The sequence below is a fragment of the Ruminiclostridium cellobioparum subsp. termitidis CT1112 genome (assembly GCF_000350485.1).
Classification (GTDB): domain Bacteria; phylum Bacillota; class Clostridia; order Acetivibrionales; family DSM-1351; genus Ruminiclostridium; species Ruminiclostridium termitidis.
The window spans coordinates 1-16,645 of record NZ_AORV01000010.1 but is presented as its reverse complement, the minus strand read 5'-3'; the positions used below and the strand labels follow the sequence as shown (position 1 = coordinate 16,645).

Annotated in this window: 18 protein-coding genes and 1 pseudogene; 10 read left to right on the top strand and 9 right to left on the bottom strand. The window is 37.9% G+C overall.

The window, feature by feature from the left end:
- Nucleotides 1-4: 4 nt before the first annotated feature.
- On the top strand, nucleotides 5-385 hold the full coding sequence (locus CTER_RS01580) for a ribosomal maturation YjgA family protein (protein WP_004623256.1): 381 nt from the start codon (nucleotides 5-7) through the stop codon (nucleotides 383-385).
- On the opposite strand, the gene CTER_RS01575 is transcribed toward CTER_RS01580, so the two are convergent.
- Complete coding sequence (locus CTER_RS01575; protein WP_004623247.1) at nucleotides 374-721, bottom strand: VOC family protein; 348 nt, start codon at nucleotides 719-721, stop codon at nucleotides 374-376. The genes CTER_RS01580 and CTER_RS01575 overlap by 12 nt on opposite strands.
- A gap of 164 nt (nucleotides 722-885) precedes the next feature.
- Nucleotides 886-1,344 (bottom strand): hypothetical protein, encoded by a 459-nt coding sequence (locus tag CTER_RS01570; protein WP_004623261.1) that lies wholly within the window; start codon nucleotides 1,342-1,344, stop codon nucleotides 886-888.
- Nucleotides 1,345-1,516: 172 nt separating this feature from the next.
- On the opposite strand from CTER_RS01570, the gene CTER_RS01565 reads away from it, so the two are divergent.
- Together CTER_RS01565 and CTER_RS01560 are read left to right on the top strand one after the other, a co-directional pair.
- Nucleotides 1,517-2,083: a DUF1697 domain-containing protein gene (locus CTER_RS01565; RefSeq protein ID WP_004623274.1), complete on the top strand. Its 567-nt coding sequence runs from the start codon at nucleotides 1,517-1,519 to the stop codon at nucleotides 2,081-2,083.
- 108 nt (nucleotides 2,084-2,191) lie between these two features.
- Nucleotides 2,192-2,494, top strand: a complete 303-nt coding sequence (locus tag CTER_RS01560) for a Dabb family protein (RefSeq protein ID WP_004623285.1) — start codon at nucleotides 2,192-2,194, stop codon at nucleotides 2,492-2,494.
- A gap of 163 nt (nucleotides 2,495-2,657) precedes the next feature.
- Here the strand turns inward: CTER_RS01560 and CTER_RS29030 are convergent, their stop codons facing one another.
- The 4 genes from CTER_RS29030 to CTER_RS01545 all read right to left on the bottom strand — a co-directional run bounded on the left by CTER_RS29030 (nucleotide 2,658) and on the right by CTER_RS01545 (nucleotide 4,310).
- Entirely contained in the window at nucleotides 2,658-2,789 is a 132-nt protein-coding gene (locus CTER_RS29030; protein WP_004623294.1) for a hypothetical protein, read from the bottom strand.
- Nucleotides 2,790-2,813: 24 nt separating this feature from the next.
- Entirely contained in the window at nucleotides 2,814-3,185 is a 372-nt protein-coding gene (locus tag CTER_RS01555; protein WP_004623219.1) for a hypothetical protein, read from the bottom strand.
- An 88-nt stretch (nucleotides 3,186-3,273) separates the two neighbouring features.
- The gene (locus tag CTER_RS01550) at nucleotides 3,274-3,477 is read right to left on the bottom strand and encodes a hypothetical protein (protein ID WP_004623257.1); all 204 of its coding nucleotides are present in this window, start codon (nucleotides 3,475-3,477) and stop codon (nucleotides 3,274-3,276) included.
- A gap of 77 nt (nucleotides 3,478-3,554) precedes the next feature.
- Nucleotides 3,555-4,310: an N-acetylmuramoyl-L-alanine amidase family protein gene (locus CTER_RS01545; RefSeq protein ID WP_004623279.1), complete on the bottom strand. Its 756-nt coding sequence runs from the start codon at nucleotides 4,308-4,310 to the stop codon at nucleotides 3,555-3,557.
- A 315-nt stretch (nucleotides 4,311-4,625) separates the two neighbouring features.
- On the opposite strand from CTER_RS01545, the gene CTER_RS01540 reads away from it, so the two are divergent.
- The gene (locus tag CTER_RS01540; protein ID WP_004623217.1) at nucleotides 4,626-4,997 is read left to right on the top strand and encodes a hypothetical protein; all 372 of its coding nucleotides are present in this window, start codon (nucleotides 4,626-4,628) and stop codon (nucleotides 4,995-4,997) included.
- 216 nt (nucleotides 4,998-5,213) lie between these two features.
- Here the strand turns inward: CTER_RS01540 and CTER_RS01535 are convergent, their stop codons facing one another.
- From CTER_RS01535 to CTER_RS01525, 3 genes are all read right to left on the bottom strand, one after another.
- Complete coding sequence (locus CTER_RS01535; RefSeq protein WP_004623244.1) at nucleotides 5,214-5,705, bottom strand: pyridoxamine 5'-phosphate oxidase family protein; 492 nt, start codon at nucleotides 5,703-5,705, stop codon at nucleotides 5,214-5,216.
- 385 nt (nucleotides 5,706-6,090) lie between these two features.
- Nucleotides 6,091-7,212, bottom strand: a complete 1,122-nt coding sequence (locus CTER_RS01530) for a response regulator (RefSeq protein WP_004623249.1) — start codon at nucleotides 7,210-7,212, stop codon at nucleotides 6,091-6,093.
- Between the two features lie 62 nt (nucleotides 7,213-7,274).
- Nucleotides 7,275-8,471, bottom strand: coding sequence for a sensor histidine kinase (locus tag CTER_RS01525; protein WP_004623266.1), 1,197 nt, complete (start codon nucleotides 8,469-8,471; stop codon nucleotides 7,275-7,277).
- 548 nt (nucleotides 8,472-9,019) lie between these two features.
- Here CTER_RS01525 and CTER_RS01520 point away from each other — a divergent pair.
- The 6 genes and pseudogenes from CTER_RS01520 (at nucleotide 9,020) to CTER_RS28155 (ending at nucleotide 16,013) form a co-directional block, all read left to right on the top strand.
- Nucleotides 9,020-9,535, top strand: a complete 516-nt coding sequence (locus CTER_RS01520) for a V4R domain-containing protein (protein ID WP_004623254.1) — start codon at nucleotides 9,020-9,022, stop codon at nucleotides 9,533-9,535.
- Between the two features lie 100 nt (nucleotides 9,536-9,635).
- Nucleotides 9,636-11,741 (top strand): methyl-accepting chemotaxis protein, encoded by a 2,106-nt coding sequence (locus CTER_RS28640; RefSeq protein ID WP_004623271.1) that lies wholly within the window; start codon nucleotides 9,636-9,638, stop codon nucleotides 11,739-11,741.
- Nucleotides 11,742-11,819: 78 nt separating this feature from the next.
- A pseudogene (locus CTER_RS01510) lies at nucleotides 11,820-14,045 on the top strand (diguanylate cyclase domain-containing protein); the annotation flags it as partial.
- Nucleotides 14,046-14,106: 61 nt separating this feature from the next.
- Nucleotides 14,107-14,262, top strand: coding sequence for an EAL domain-containing protein (locus CTER_RS29225; protein ID WP_423219192.1), 156 nt, complete (start codon nucleotides 14,107-14,109; stop codon nucleotides 14,260-14,262).
- 103 nt (nucleotides 14,263-14,365) lie between these two features.
- A complete protein-coding gene (locus CTER_RS01505) occupies nucleotides 14,366-15,559 on the top strand; it encodes an EAL and HDOD domain-containing protein (protein WP_004623252.1) in 1,194 nt (397 codons plus the stop codon).
- A gap of 277 nt (nucleotides 15,560-15,836) precedes the next feature.
- The gene (locus CTER_RS28155; protein ID WP_004623268.1) at nucleotides 15,837-16,013 is read left to right on the top strand and encodes a hypothetical protein; all 177 of its coding nucleotides are present in this window, start codon (nucleotides 15,837-15,839) and stop codon (nucleotides 16,011-16,013) included.
- The last annotated feature ends 632 nt before the right edge of the window (nucleotides 16,014-16,645 follow it).

The following is a 16,645-nucleotide window of genomic DNA, read 5'->3' as shown; positions in this document are numbered from 1 at the left end:
TATTTTGAAGAGGCGGATAATTTATTTCGGTTTGTCGGGGTTATGTTTTGTAATATGTTATATTATAGTGAGAAGTTTCAGCGGAAATCCGGTTATCCGGGGTTTTCTTGGAGATATCGTCATTGTTCTTCTGATATATAGTTTCCTCAAGGGCATAAGGGACTTCAACTCTATAAAGCTGGTTTTATTCACGCTGGCACTGTCATATACCACAGAATTTCTTCAGTATCTTCAAATATCTAAATACCTGGGCCTGGAGAATAACCTGGCCGCCCAGCTGATAATCGGTTCGGTCTTTGATCCCCTTGATCTGCTGGCTTATACCATCGGAGGGGTTATGGCATATCTGGCGGATAAGCTGATAGGATTTTATTTATTCAGGTAAACTCCTAAAGTATATGTGATTGCCGTCCGGATCACAAAAATGCATGTTTTTTGCCCCCCAGGGCTGTAGTTTTGGAGCGTCGATAATATGTACACCCAATTTTAAAAGTCTTTCATATTCGGCATCAACATCATCCACTGTGAAAGCTATGCTTATATTTTGGTTTTGATTGTTTTTAACTGCTCCATTATTGTAAACAGTCAGGGTAGTGCCTTTGGTGATGATGTACTGATGTATTTCGTCACTGCAATCAGAAGAAATGTTCAGTATTTTTCTGTAAAACTCTGCAATCTTAATAACATCGTTTGTTTCTATGCAAACTTCTCCAAGCTTCATTTTTCTCTTCCTTTTCCTGTTTATTTTTAATTGACACAGGATTTAATAAACCGGAATAATTCATCATTTCCTATCACTGTGTTAAAGCATATCAAATCAATATAATATGATTTTACAGCTTTATGCAGTGAAATGGAATAACAATGATAAACAGAGAGCGTGGATTAATAATTGGATATAAATCTTTTTTCGTACCACTTCTGGTAAAGGTAGATTATTGGAACAAGAGATACTATTATGAGGAAAAGTCCCAGATTACTCATTGTCCCCATTTTATAAAACCCCAGCTTTTCAAATATAAAAGGGCTTATTACAAATGCCTGGAACGCGTCTGCGGCGATATTTGCTGCAAAAAACAGAACAGCTCTGGAGTAGGTGAAATAAAACAAATATATTGTTACAACAGGTGATAAGCCATAATTAAAAGCGGATATATTTGTAAGGAAGGGCAGGTTGTTTGGTATTGTCCACCAATTCATAACCTCTGCTATCTGCCAATAAATAGAGGTTAACAGTAAAGTGAAAAAGGCAACCGATAGAAATGGCTTAACCCGCTTTATATCCAAAGGTATGAGTAAAAACCAGGGTACAATCAATGTAGCCCATAAAGCTAACTGAACCATAATAATAACTCCTTAAAGACTCTTTATATGTTATCATTATTATTACAAATAATTATAAAGTATATACTAATATAAATAGTACGGAGAGATAAAATGGAGTTAATATTATACTATGCATAAGGGCATTTAATATGGTTAAAAAATAATAAGGTGTCCGAGGAGGTCTGTAAATATGGCTGCTTATATAGCACTACTACGAGGAATAAACGTAGGTGGGAAAAATATAATAAAAATGGCTGAGTTAAAAAGGATATTTGAAGCGCTGGGACTTTGCGAAGTCCAAACATATATTCAAAGCGGAAATGTGCTGTTTAAATCAAACGAAGGTGAAGAAGCTTTGCGAAAAAAAATAGAGCATGAGATCGGGGTGGTTTTTGGCATCTCAAGCCCTGTTATTCTAAGAACGGCGGCAGAGTTGGAAACCATTATTCTGAACTGCCCATTTTCGGATAGGGAAATATCCGAAGCGGAGGCGTCGTCAGAAGCAGAGAGCTTGTATGTTTCACTGATGACACATGCTCCGTCCCAAGAAAAAATGGATTGTTTGAATGCATACAAAAGTGCCGATGAAGAATATCGAATTATTGGGAGGGAGGTTTATCTGTTTTTCCGTAATAGTATCCGTAATTCAAAACTGGCCAATAATCTTCAGAAGCTGGATGTCTCGGCTACCGTACGTAACTGGAAGACGCTGAATAAGCTTGTTGGATTGGCAAAAGCCATGAATACATCCCATTAAAATCCCAATGGTTTAAAATTTTTATCATAATATTATTATTTTGTATTTTGTTTTAAGGGACCAGGTTGTATAATAAAACAAAATCAATTAAACGAAGAGGTGGCAGATTTGATAAAACATATTGTTATGTGGAAATTGAAAGACTTTGCTGAGGGGAAGGACAAAATTGAAAATGCTAAATTTATAAAAACCAGCCTGGAGGAATTACGCAACAGGATAAAACAGATAAAATTCCTTGAGGTCGGTATAAATATAAATAATTCAGAGCAGGCATACGATGCCGTTCTTTATTCGGAGTTTGAAAATGTGGAGGATTTGAATTTTTATAAAAATCACCCTGAACATTTGAAGGTATCAGAGTTTTGCAGCAAGGTCAGAAGTGCAAGAGTCGTTACAGATTATGAAATCTAAAGTAGATGCTAGTTTTACATATACATCAAGCGTTAAGCCATAAATGAAAATCATATTTGTTTTTATGAAAACAGAAAGTCCGGAGGCATGATGACTCCGGACTTTCTGTTTCATTTTGCATTAAAAAAAATTAAATGCCTGTATTCTATTTAAATATTAACTGTTACTGCGGAGTTTTGTTTGATTTTTCACTTTCATGCTTTTCGCTGGCTTTTGAGGCATAATGCCCGATTATTGGGCCTCCAACACAAACAATTGCCATAAAGACAATAACAACAATAAGCGTTGTATCCAAGAATATCACCTCCGTTATCAAATTTTAAACAACGGTATGATTTCCCTTATATTTACTCCCATTGAAATAGTGCGGAATGGATTGCCTTATTATTTTTCGATGGTCAAAGGGCATTTCCAAAAATAAAAAACTGCTGACAGAAATACCCTCTACCGATATTGGAGGAACATAAAGCAGAGTATTATTTATTTGTACTTTTTGGATTGATGTTTTTTGGTTTCCATTGTGAATATATATAATGTCGTTATGAACAAAACCGGATAACAAGAGCGCTTTAGAATTTTGCGTATGAATTTGAAACCCATCGGCAGGAGCAGCCTCCGCCGGTATGAGCTGGAAAATCATAAGTGCAATTATCAGGAACAAAATAACGGTTACAGTTTTCTTTAGTCTCATTCAAAACCTCTTTTAAAAATCCTCATACTGAGTATATCACAAGAAGTTATGTAATTGAACCTTTCAAATATAAAGTGACAGACAGCCTTCAGGATTGATTTAAACAGTTTGCCTGTGCATCAAATGTTGCTATATTCTGGCCCACAGACATTAAAAAATTTCCTAATACATCGCGTTGGCAGCCATCTATGCCTTCGGCAAGAATTATGGAAATTGCCGTTGCAAGTAATGTAAGTTCACAAGGACTTAAAGAAAAAAATCCATTATCACAGGTATTTTTATTATTATCCAAGTTATATGCCTCCCAAATTAAATACAGTTAATACATGTTATGCCGGATAATATAAAAAAGTTTACTATTGACCTTTGCTATTGTCCCGGGGTCGATACATTTGTTGACTCATGCAAATATTGTTCTATGCCTGAAACGATGGCGGTCGCAGTGTCTTCTCTGAATTTTTCTTTTAACAATTCCCGACGTTCGGATTTATTTGATATGAATGCTGTTTCAACTATGACTCCTGGAATATCAGAGTTGCCTAAAACAAAGTATTTAGCTTGTGCCGGATTATGTACCGTACGTTTCCTGTTGTTTACTACAATATTGTTCAATGCCTTTTGAATACTGTAAGCTAAAGATTTATTCTGTTCATATTTATTATTATAAAATACTATTGCGCCGTCAGTAGCAGGTTTCTTTAAATTACAGTTGACATGAATACTTACAAATAATTGCGCATTGCTGTTATTAATGATATTAACCCTTGCGTTTAGGTCTCTTTGATGGCGGCCCTTACCTGAAGCATCCAATGTTTCCAGTGAAATATCTTCATCCCGTGTCATAATTACTTTATATCCTTTTTGTTCCAGAAGTGAACGCAGTTTTCTGCCTATGTCAAGGTTGATTTCCTTTTCCAGAATGCCGTCTTTATTTGTCCCTCCGTCAATACCGCCATGACCCGGATCAATGACAATAACGCCGCTCCTGGGGTCGGCAAACGTATTTGCAGGTAATATATTTATTCTAATGATAAATGAAATGGTGATAAAAATTAATAAAATAAAAATTATGAATAATAAAATTACAGATCTCTTTGTCAATATGACTATCTTAAACATTTTCATAGTGTACTTCCAAGTAAATTTCCTATATTATTTGTATTAGAGACTCCCGGACTATATGTAATTTTTTATTTTATTCCATATCTATTTATATAGTATGGGGGGACTCTGGGGATGGAATACCAAAGATAGATACATTAAAAAGATAAGATATTACTGAAAAGTCTGAAATTTTAGAGGATATAGTGGGATAGGCGCCTTTACAGACTTGTGCTTGCTCAAGATTTCAAGAAACAATATGGAAATATTTTACAATTAGGATATAATGTAATAATGTTGTTGTAAAATATTGTGAGTAAGAAGAAAGGTGGAGAGAATATGGGAAAAAAGGTTACATCATTGATTATGGCCCTGATGCTAATAACATGTGTTTGCACAGCAAATGTTCAGGCGGCAGATAATTATGTAACAAGGCTTGGAGCGTTGGTAAATTATCAAATAGAGCAATACTCACCTGTACAAGGTGAAACGTTTAGTCCATACCCGTTAAGCGTTTATACAACCTTTAATTTAAGTACATATGAAATAGTTAATTATTTTGCCGAAGATGTTGGAAAAGCCAGGTACAGTTTATCTTACGTGTCCAGATCTGGAGATATCTTGAATACTTATATAACATATAGATACATAGCAACCACTCCAACCGGTAGCCGTGCCTCAGGATATGTTACGATAGGTTATTTTGCGTAAATTTATTCCAGGTGCTATGGATTTGGAACACAATAAAACATTATAAGAATTACTAGATACTGTATTATTGCTTGCAATTCGCATAATAGCAGCTAAAAATCATTTTTTATATATAATATTTCGTTATTGGCAAATGAATACTGTGCTGATTTGATACACTTAACACCGCCTCTCAGGGTATAAAGGCGGTGTTTTGCTTTTATTTACCTGACTGTTTTATGGGTGTTTTGCTTTAACCAATTCAATTGCTTCTTTGCCGGTCATGTGCTCAATCACCAGCTCTACAAGGCATACCTGTTTAAAATGTTTTTCAATTTCCTGCAATCGGCCTTGTTCATGATCAGGAGAATATTTTGCAGCCAAAATTTCAAGGGCACTGCGTTTTTCATCTTCATTATTCAAAATCCGTGCTTTTCCAAAGACAATAACACTGCGAAAATATGAAGTATATTCTTGTGGTACCACATTGTCTTGATCAATCACGCAAAAGGAAACTTTTTCATTCCTTGCAATAGCATCCAGCTTGTGACCTGTTTGGGCACAATGAAAGAAAATCTTGCGGTCATGATATACATAGCTGAGAGGAACGGCATAGGGGTAATCGTTATCACCGGACACTGCCAGCACGCCAGATGTTCCATTATTAAGAACGGCAATGCTGTCCTCTATAGATAAAACCTGTTTTTTGCGGCGCATTTCTCTAAACATACAGTTACACCTCTTTCGTTAATAAAACAATAAAACGCCTGATTTCATTCCTTTAAAGGCCTAATGGAACGAACAAAAGACGTTTACCCGGCGGAAAGTTCAATATTCTGGATTTTATTATAATATAACATACCTGCAATGGAATGCAATACGGTACTATTATCATGACATATGTATTAATACATGTTGCGATTAACCATAGAAATGACGTGCTGAATGTATGAGCTGTAATGTTATTTTGCATTTTTTAATATAATTGCAATCATATTAGAACTGGAGCTGGACTGCTGGATAAGAGGATCATAAAGTGAACCATGCTTGTATATTTAAAAGACAACTCTTTTAGGAAAACAAGGTGGTTTTTTCTACTTTAGTGTATATTTAGTTATATTTGAATACTATTATACAGAGCCTGAATCGACTTGGAAGGCTCAATTCCCAGCTCGTCTTTGAACAGTTTCTGTAAAGCCAAATAATGGGTAATAAAAGAAACTTGATCCTTTTTGATAAAATAGCATTTTAAAAGCATTTCATGGGCGACTTCGTTTAAAGGTGATTTCTCCAGAATTTCATGGAGTATTTTTTCGGCCGCTATGTATTCATTTCTTTGCATATAGTAGACTACGATGGAAGTTGCCAATTTTAAATATTTAATAAAATATTCCTCTCTTTTAGATAATGCCCATAAGTAGTCATTATCCTCCAGATAACCGCCCTTATACAGCAAAAGGGCTTTTTCATATTTTTCTATTGTCCCTTCCTCGACAGATGCAACCGAAGCCGCCAAGGAATCGAACTCAACCATATCAATATACACTTGAGGAAGGCTCATCCAATAGCAACCATTGTTAAAACTGAAATCCAAGTTTATTCCGGCCGAGGACAAAACCTTTTTCATCTTGTATATGGTTGTATGAAGTTGAATATCCACCTTTTCCTGGACATATTCGGGCCAGAGAGCTTCACAGATTTTCCATTTTGAGACTTCCTTTTCCAGGTTTTGCAGCATATAGGCAAAAAGCTCTTCTGCCTTGGAAGTACGCCACTTGACAGGCTGCTTGCTCCCCGTGCCATATGCTGATAATTTGCCGAAGCAATAAATTCGTCCATTGCCTGAAAGTTTAAGATTGGAGTCTGTCAATAACCCCCTTCTCTTTATAAGCCGCGATATAGTTTGTTCAATATCTTCGAAAGACAAGGGTTTTAATAAATAATCCAAAGCATTGACTCGGAAAGCATTCAATGCATATTGATCATAAGCAGTTACAAAGATTATTTCAATATCATTATTGATTTCCAGAATCTTTCCGGCTAGCTCCAGACCATTTATTTCGGGCATTTCAATATCAAGAAAAGCAACATCCGGTTTTACCTTTACCAGTCCGGCCAAAGCATCTGCCGCGCTGAGAAAGCTGTCAATAACCGTTACCTGCCTTGTTCTTTCCAATAATATTTTCAGAATATTGATTGCGGGTTCCTCATTATCTACAATAATTGCTTTTAGCATAATACACGACGTCCTCCAAAAAATAGATTCTCTTACTATAGGTTGGCTATGTATGAATCGAATTAGCTGTATCTTACCGGTATATTGAACGATACTGTTGTTCCCCGGCCTTCCGCGCTCTGAATATCAATCTGTGTGTCTCTCCAACCTTTTATACGTCTGATAACGTTAAAAAAGCCTACTCCCTCGCTTACCGTCTCAAGGTTTATTAATTTATCGAGCTTCTCCGCCGACATTCCTATCCCTGTATCGCTGACCTTTATGATAACAGCTTCCTCACTCTTTTTCACCGCTACATAGACAGTGCCACCGGAATCCTTTTTTAACAAGCCGTGCTTAATTGCGTTTTCCACTAAAGGCTGAATGCAAAACGAGGGTATTTCCATGCTCAAAAGTTTCGGGTCAATATCGTATTCTACGTTGATTATCTCGCCAAAACGGGCTTTTTCTACATCAACATAGGTTTTAATCAACTCAATTTCTCTCTCTAACGGAACCAGCATTAATTTATGGTCGATATCAAAGGTGAGCCTTAAATATTTGCTGAAATTAACAAGCAGGTTCGCTGCCTTTTCGCTGTCGGTATAGCAAAACGATACCATAGTGTTAATTGTGTTATATAAAAAATGGGGCTTTATCTGTGCTTGCAGAAAAGCAAGTTCTGTATTCATCGCTTCTTTATTGGCATTCACCAGCGCCGCGAGATTATCGTGACCGTATTGAATTAAAACTTTAGCCAGAAGATATGAGCAGAGGAACATAAAGCACGCGACAAAAATTTCCATGAGCACACTACTGTTTAATTCCCCCGCGAAATATATTTTAACACCGAGCAGCAGAACGGAAATTACGCTCGTAAAAAATATCCAACGGGTTAGTTTCACATTGGAAAAAATAGTAGAAGAAAAAATTGGAAGGATGTAAGAACATAACAAAACTTTTGCAATGTCATGGGTTAAAGAAAGGTAGAGTGAGAAGATTATAAAAAGCGAAAGAGATAAATATTCCTTAGCCGGAAGTGAAAAACTGGCGGAGCGAACAAACATATCGACCAATAAATTTAAAGCGAAAAAACCCATGGCAGGTAAAATGATATAATTACGCAGATAAATATCGGTGGGCCAGGCAAGAACGCTTCTTGCCGCAAAATACCAAATCACATGTGCCAGGATTATAAGGGTAGCCGTGACATGACCGACTTTTACAATATAACGGCACCATCTGTCTAAGTCTATAGGTGTTTCTTGTCTGGAATTCATATTCTATTTCACCTTTTTTCAAATTAATCCAGAGATCATCTTGTTTATTAGAGTATTTGTCAGTATCTTCAAACTCACAAATATCATCCGGCATACAATAAAATTTTATCAGTTTCCCATCCGTTTTACAACAAAGAGTATATCATTCAGTATATTTCTATTGATAAAATAAACATCCCGGCAATCAATAAGGTATCCATAAAGAAATTATACATCTGCAAGGCATTAATAGATTGCAGGTTGCCCATATAGTCCGTAATAAATGCCGCTTATAAAGTCAAGTATTATTAGCTGAAAGCCAGCTTAAAAGCATATTCGCCTGAGAGTTGAAGGGCTTTTAACCGTAATTGACTCGGGTTACCAATATTTTGTAGGATTTTCTGGAAAATGTTAAAAATATGTAGAATTTTCTAGAAAATGTTCAGAAAATGTCCAGAGTACATTGATATAATAGTGACGAACCTCTGAAGGCCTTACTACAGAAAAACAAGGTCTTTAAGCAGTATAAATTTTAATACTATTTCATAGATGATCGATAAGGAGAAAGAATGAGCGATACCTTTAGATGTTTTGAATGGGAAAGTGTTGGAGATGTTGGACTGGGCAGGCCCACGCTGGGAGAGAAAATGCATGTAGCTGCTTACAGGATGTTCCACTATGCCCATCGCTGCGTCCTGGAGAAAAACTACGGTAAAGAGGCCGTCAAACGTAACATGGTAGAAGCTGGTCGGGCAGTGGGGGAAGAATTCTGTCAACATATGCTGGATATCAACCTTCCACCCGCCGACTTTTTCCGATTACTTAATCAAAAGATGGCTGAACTGGGGATAGGGATACTGGAAGTGGAACACGCGGATTTTGAGAATATGATCTTTATTCTGACGGTGTCCGAAGACCTGGACTGTTCAGGCGTGCCGGCAACCGGCGAAGCTATATGCAATTATGCTGAAGGATTTATTACAGGAATCATGCAAAGGTATACGGACAGGCAGTTTATTGTCAAGGAAATAAATTGTTGGTCAACGGGGGATTGGACGTGCAGGTTTCATGTGGTGGCAATATGATATTTACGTAGAAATACCTTTGCAAAATTCGTTATGGCCGCATGGAAAGGAAATTGAAGTGAGGCAGACAGCAAAAATATGATGAGGGGGAGATAAAGAAATGCCGAAAAGAAGGGGCAGTTTAAAATTAAAGATTGTCATTTTGATGAGTACAATATTGGTAGCCGTATGCTCGGGATTGGGGGTCATGGCATATCATAACATTTACAATTCTCTGACCGGCAATATTGAAGAGATGTTGCCAAAGCTTGCCGTTGAAGCTGCAAGACTTATTGAAACTAAAATGTCAAGCCAGTTTAACTCATTAGAGATACTGACCGCAAATGAAAAGGTAATATCCTCCGGAAGTGCACAAGAAAAGAGTCCGGGTATTGAGGCCTTGCTGGACAAGGAGGTAAAACGGCAGGGATATAAAAGAATGGCGGTAGCCGATGTTCATGGGAATGCTGTATATAGTGACGGACAAAAAGCCGGCATTCAGGACACTGACTATTTTCAAAAAGCCATAAAAGGTGAAAATTTCGTGTCGGATCCTATTGCGAACGGAGACGGCAATAATATTGAAATGATTTTTTCGGTCCCCATAAAATCGGGAGACAGCATTATCGGAGTACTTGTCGCCATCAGGGACGGATATGAATTAAGCAACCTTACAAAGGAGATTTCGGTCGGCAAGACGGGAAATGTATTTATTGTAAACAAAGATGGAAAAACCATTGCCCATTCGAATAAAGAAATAGTAAACAGTTTGATAAAAATGAGCGGTACCGGAATAGATGCAACCTCCTCGGCAACGAAAACAGCCGGGGCTGGAGAAACCGATGCGGTCTCATCGGCGACAACGGTACCCGGAAGCAAAAACGAAGGCCTGGGGAATAAAAATTACAATGAAATACAGGAGCAGATGATAAAAGGCGAAACTGGATTTGGTGGATATGAGTATAATAACGTACCCATGTATCTCGGGTTTTCACCTGTATCCTTTTCGGGATGGTCTGTAGCAGTACAGGTTGAGAAAGCGGAATTATTATCCGGGTTATCCATTCTAAAACGGGATACTATCCTTACATCTTTAATTTTTCTCGCTGTCGGCCTTCTGGTGGTATACCTTTTTACGATGCGGCTGACAAAATACCTTGCCAAGCTGAAATATTATACAACATTATTAGGAGAATTTGATTTAACCTTTGAGATATCGGACGAACTGCTGAAACAGAATGATGAGATTGGAGAAATGTCAAACTATTTCCGCTTATTCATAAAAAGCGTCCATACTATGGTGAAAAGCATTGTAGATGAGACTCGGAACGTAAATGCTTTGGTAGCGATGTTTCATCAAAATATAGCAGATCTCACGAGAGAGCTAGAAGATGCTGCGGCGACAGTGCAGGAATTGTCTGCGGGAATGGAGGAAACCGCTTCTTCCACCGAAGAAATTACCATAACTTCCAATGAGATTGAGAACGCAGTAGAAACCGTTGCGGAAAAAGCCCAGGAAGGCGCCATATCCGCCAGTGAAATCAGCAAAAAAGCAGTTACCTTAAAGGACAGCTCACTTACGCTTCAGATCGAGGCCGACCAGACCCGTTTGACTATTAAGAAAGGGATGGATGAAGCCCTGGAAAAAGCTAAGGAAGTCGATAAAATTAAGAATCTATCCAATGTCATTTTGCAAATATCCGAACAAACCAACCTGTTGGCATTAAATGCGGCTATTGAAGCAGCTAGGGCCGGGGAAGCCGGAAAGGGATTTTCCGTTGTTGCTGAGGAAACACGAAAATTGGCGGAAAACTCTAAAAACACTGTAAAAGAAATTCAGGATATGCTGGTTGTTACCTTAAAAGCTGTCGAAAACCTGGCTGGCTGCTCCAGGCAAACGCTGGAATATATCGAGACGAAAGTGGTAGACAGCTATAAGGAATCCGTCCAGGTCGGTGAAAACTATAAGCAGGACGCTCAATCCATTAATGATTGGGCCACAGAGTTAAGCGCGACCTCCCAGGAACTGCTCGCTTCTATAAAAATCGTAGCCGAAGGGATCACCCAAATTGCCAGGGCCACAGAAGACGGGTCGGAGGGAGCGACGCATATTGCCGATAAAGTTTCCAGGATAAAGGAAAGGGCGAATGAAATCAAATTCGAAACGGATGAAGTCAAAGTCAGTGCCGATAATTTGCATGACCTGGTTAAGAAATTTAGAATATAAAAATTTAACTGTTCATAGAATGCAAGCCGCCTGACCGAGCGTCATTGGTGGGCGGTTTATCTTTTGGAGGAGTAATTGATGGAATATACCTATCCCCCTTTGTTATTTTCACTGTTGTTTTTTACTGTATTTGCCGTATATTTATGTATTGGGATACATGGTATTTATTTAAACCCAAAGGCAAGCCTAAACAAATTGTTTCTTGCTGTTTGTATTTCATTATGCCTTTGGTCTTTAGGGTTTTCAATGACCAATTCGGCGTCAGGTTCCGAGACCTCCTTATTCTGGAGAAGGCTTGCTGCCCTTGGCTGGACGTCGAGCTACAGCATATTACTGCATTTTATATTGGTATTGACTGGTAAGACCGGCATTCTGAAGCGCAGCTGGTTTTATATTTTGCTGTATCTACCCGCCCTGATAAACCTGTATATTTTTTCTCTATCCATTAAAATGTCAGCCATGCAGTCTGATATGGTCGAAATAGATACTGGATGGGATTTGTTTTTTTATATTTATTATGCCGGATATTTGCTTGCCATCCTAGTGTTAATCTGGATTTGGAAACAAAAATCCTCGGAAAGAAATGTGCAAAGACAAGCGAAGCTTATTTTTACATCATTTCTCATCGTATCGTTTGGAAGTTCCAATTTGACAAATACATTGCCACAAATGGCTCCGGTATTTATTTTAATTCCGATTATAGCAATTTATTATTCTATCCAGAGGTATGGACTGATGCAGCATAAAATAATTAATAAAGACGAGCTTATTCTCGATGATAAGACACGCACTATATTGTTCGATTATTTATCTATTGGGTTTTTAACGGCAGGTTTGCTTGGTTTTTTATCCGAATTTCTGCCCCATACACCTACTGAAAAAAGCAGTCTATATTCTAACCTTTTAACAGGCGGTTTATTGCTTGGTATCGGTTTTGTTATTATGATTATCCAGCGATTAGTGGGCGAAGATAAAAAAAATACGTTGAATACTATTGTACTCCTCTTTAGTATACCATTGATTACACTGCGGTTTTTACAATATGCCGGCATAACTGTTTGGGCTTTCCCTGTCGTGTTTGTCATCATTTCACTGGTATTCAATAAAAGAAGCTTGCTGCTTGGGTTAACGGCAGTATCCATTATTACTCAGATTTTGATGTGGATATACATGCCAAAAACCATAGTTCAGGTGGATGCGTTCGATTATATTTTAAGGATCGGCATATTTATTCTCGCGCTTTGGATAGGGCTATATGTCAATAAAATTTATGTAGCAAGATTAAGAGAAAATGCTTATCAAATCAGTTTTCAAAGAATGCTTTCAGAAATCCTGATTGATTTCGTACGTATTAATCAAACTAATTTTGATGAAAAAACCAATCATCTTCTGGAGACCATAGGCCGGTTTCTTCAAGTGGACCGTACATACTTTTTTTTGTTTAATCATGACAATAACACGATGGCCTGTACCCATGAATGGTGCAACCAGGGAATAGAGCCCGAAATAGCCGTTAATAAGGATATACCGTTTAGCGTGTTTCCATGGTGGATGGAGCAGTTGGAAGGCAACAAACTGGTTTGCATCCAGGATGTAAGTCAGCTGCCCGCTGAAGCTGGTGCAGAAAAGAAGCAGCTTCAGCGGCAAAAGGTTAAATCCCTGGTTTCAGTTCCAATTAAAGGAAACGGAAGAGTCCAGGGCTTCCTTGGAATTAATGCCGTCACATCGTTCAAGGAGTGGTCACCCGACCATATTAAGATGCTTAAAATACTGGCGAATTTGCTGGCGGACGGTCTGATTAAAATCAAAGAGGAAAAAGAGATCGAAATTAAGGCTTATTATGACCACCTGACAGCTCTTCCCAACCGTATCCTGTTTGCAGAAAGGCTCAGCCAAGCTATTCACCTGGCCAAACAGTCCGGAAAGTTTGTCGCCGTCATGTTCATTGACCTGGATGATTTTAAGACAGTAAACGATACCATGGGACATAGCGGAGGGGACGCATTGATTAAGGAGGTGGCTCAGCGCCTGGAGAGGTGTTTGCGGGAAACAGACACCGTCGCCCGTTTCGGCGGTGATGAATTCCTGATCATGATAAATAATATCCCCGATGATAAGGATATTACTAAAATTGTGATGAAAATAATGGGACTCTTTGAAAGACCGATTCACCTGTTTGGACAAGAGTTTTTTATTACGGGAAGCGCAGGTGTCTCTGTTTATCCTGTGGACGGGGAGGATACCGAAACATTAACCCAAAATGCCGACATCGCAATGTACAAGGCCAAGGGAAAAGGGAAAAACCAATGTGTTTTATTCACCGCCGATATGAAGGATGAAGTACAGCAGGACATGAAGCTGACCCATAGTTTATATCGTACCAAGGAGAGACAGAAGCTCCCTTTATTATCAGCCGCAAGTCAAACTGTTTACGGGTCAGATAACAGGTTTGGAGGCCTCACTGAGCTGGAACCACCCCCAAATTGGTATGATTCCTCCTAGTATATTTTCCTTTAGCTGAAAAAAGTGGCTTGATGCTATTTTTTAGAGCTTGAAGCCCATTATAACCAATGTTTTTGAATTAGAGCCGCTTATAATATTAAAACCGATAAGGGGGTGAGGTAATGGATGTATTTATTGCTAGACAGCCAATTTTTGATAAAAACATGAATATTTACGGGTATGAACTATTATACAGGCAGAGCGGGGATAACTTTTTCACCGGAATTGATGATGACCAGGCTACATCCGAATTAATTTACAACGCTTTTCTAGTTATGGGCCTTCATGACTTGACGGATGGGACAAATGCCTTTATTAATTTCTCTAAAGAGCTCATTAAGAGTGATGTTCCTTTTTTACTTCCGAAGCAGAACATCGTTGTGGAGGTCCTCGAACGGGAAAAAGTAACTCTCGCAACGATAGATGCCTGTAAAAGGATTAGAGCGATGGGATACAGGCTGGCTCTTGACGATTTTGTTTTGGATCAAAACAATTTGCCTTTAATCGAGATCGCGGATATTATCAAAATAGAATTTCCGGCTGTTAGCCGGCATGAACAGTACCATCTTATACAAAACTATGGAAAAAGAGTTAAGTTTTTAGCGGAAAAAATTGAAAGCAAAGAAGAGTATAAACAGGCGGCTGAAATGGGTTATGAGTTGTTTCAAGGATATTTTTTCAACAAGCCTTCTATTATCAGATCCAAGGAGGTCGTAACACTTAATGCCAACCTTTTTAGTATTCTTAAGGAGCTAGGATCTTCCGAGCCAAGCTATTTAGTTATTGCCAATATTTTCGAAAGAGACCTGGGACTTTCATATAAATTATTGAAACTTGCCAATTCAGTTTACATAGGGGCAAGGAATAAGATCAAATCAATCCCCCACGCCCTATCCTATATCGGCATTAATGAAATGTATCAGTGGATTTCACTGATGATGCTGAAGGATATACAGAATGTAGAAAATGTCGAACTGATTAAACAATCGCTGATCAGAGGCAAGCTTATGGAACTCCTGACCCCTGAGCTACACTTAGAAGGAGAAAGTTCTGAGTTCTATTTTACGGGGATATTTTCTGCCATTGATGTTTTATTAAACAGCTCGATGGAACAGGTTTTAAAAGGCCTTCCCCTATCTGTCAATGTAAAGAATGCCCTATTGGGTATAGACAATGAGCAGCGAAAGCTGCTGAATTTCATCATGAACTGGGAAAAAGCTCACTGGGAAAAAGCTGAGGATCAATATCCAATGACCAATAAGTTTATGGAGTTATATATGGAAGCATTGAAATGGGCAAAAAAACTGAACTATTGATAGGATTGTTACAGGATGTTCCAGTTAATTTCGCAAAGTAAAAATGGATGTTCAAAACGGTTACCGTTGAACATCCATCATTATGCTCTATGGAGGAAAACAGCGGGACTCAGTTATTTATGTAAATCCGGCTAACAAATGGGGACGAAACAAATCCGCTTGCAAAAAATATTATCACACATCTTAACGGCACTATTTGTGTTCTGATCGAAAACAGGCAAACAACTTATTCTATTTAACTTCCTGCCGTAGTTACGAAAGCAAAGGAGGACTAACTTTGAGAGATTTGTTCGCATATATTGTTCTTGGTGCATTGCTGGTTGTTATTGTAATAATATTACAAGCCCGGGAAATAAGTAAAAAAATAGTGATGCAGATTGCCGACAATATACTTATGTTCGTACCTTCTGGCTTATTGCTGCCAATCGTCTACCGGGCTCTTACACTCGCCTAAAAATGTGCATTCAGCACATTTTCTATACGGCTCGTGCCCTCTCGGGTTCAAGTCCCAATAGGGACACAATAAAAAAGCCTTGTACAAATGTACAAGACTTTTCTTTGGCAGGGGAGACCGGACTTGCACCCGCAGCCGACGGTTTTGGAGTTGGAAGAAATAAGTTTGAAAACCCTGAAAACCGCATGAAATAAGGGTTTCTATTTTTGCCTTTTTGTGTTTTTAGTCAAAAATGGTGTCTTTTTTGAAAAGTGGTGTCCAAAATGGTGTCCTAAAATTATTAAAAATGGTGATAAAAAATTTAAGAGAAACAGATAATAATTAACATTTTTAATGTACAATATAATCTAATAGTTAGGATAATAGTTTAAAATTTACAAATGATTTTTATATATGATAAAATACTAAAGTATAATAGAACTATATTCTATTTTGAAAGATTTATTGGGCACAAATTATTCTAAGCTCTTTAAATTTAACTATTAAATGGTTATTTAGAATGGAAGGTTAATTATGGATCGAGTAAAATTTTACTCCAGAAACGATATTTCATGTGGCTATTATATTGCAAATATTGAAAAGCTGATTAATGAATATACTGAGGGAAAAAAGCTTCAGGATATTAATGATGT

Excerpts from the sequence above, each read along its gene's own strand:
- CTER_RS01575 (WP_004623247.1), bottom strand. The coding sequence starts at position 721 with ATGAAGCTTGGAGAAGTTTGCATAGAAACAAACGATGTTATTAAGATT.
- CTER_RS01570 (WP_004623261.1), bottom strand. The coding sequence starts at position 1,344 with ATGGTTCAGTTAGCTTTATGGGCTACATTGATTGTACCCTGGTTTTTA.
- CTER_RS01565 (WP_004623274.1), top strand. The coding sequence starts at position 1,517 with ATGGCTGCTTATATAGCACTACTACGAGGAATAAACGTAGGTGGGAAA.
- CTER_RS01555 (WP_004623219.1), bottom strand. The coding sequence starts at position 3,185 with ATGAGACTAAAGAAAACTGTAACCGTTATTTTGTTCCTGATAATTGCA.
- CTER_RS01545 (WP_004623279.1), bottom strand. The coding sequence starts at position 4,310 with ATGAAAATGTTTAAGATAGTCATATTGACAAAGAGATCTGTAATTTTA.
- CTER_RS01540 (WP_004623217.1), top strand. The coding sequence starts at position 4,626 with ATGGGAAAAAAGGTTACATCATTGATTATGGCCCTGATGCTAATAACA.
- CTER_RS01535 (WP_004623244.1), bottom strand. The coding sequence starts at position 5,705 with ATGTTTAGAGAAATGCGCCGCAAAAAACAGGTTTTATCTATAGAGGAC.
- CTER_RS01530 (WP_004623249.1), bottom strand. The coding sequence starts at position 7,212 with ATGCTAAAAGCAATTATTGTAGATAATGAGGAACCCGCAATCAATATT.
- CTER_RS01525 (WP_004623266.1), bottom strand. The coding sequence starts at position 8,471 with ATGAATTCCAGACAAGAAACACCTATAGACTTAGACAGATGGTGCCGT.
- CTER_RS01520 (WP_004623254.1), top strand. The coding sequence starts at position 9,020 with ATGAGCGATACCTTTAGATGTTTTGAATGGGAAAGTGTTGGAGATGTT.
- CTER_RS28640 (WP_004623271.1), top strand. The coding sequence starts at position 9,636 with ATGCCGAAAAGAAGGGGCAGTTTAAAATTAAAGATTGTCATTTTGATG.
- CTER_RS01505 (WP_004623252.1), top strand. The coding sequence starts at position 14,366 with ATGGATGTATTTATTGCTAGACAGCCAATTTTTGATAAAAACATGAAT.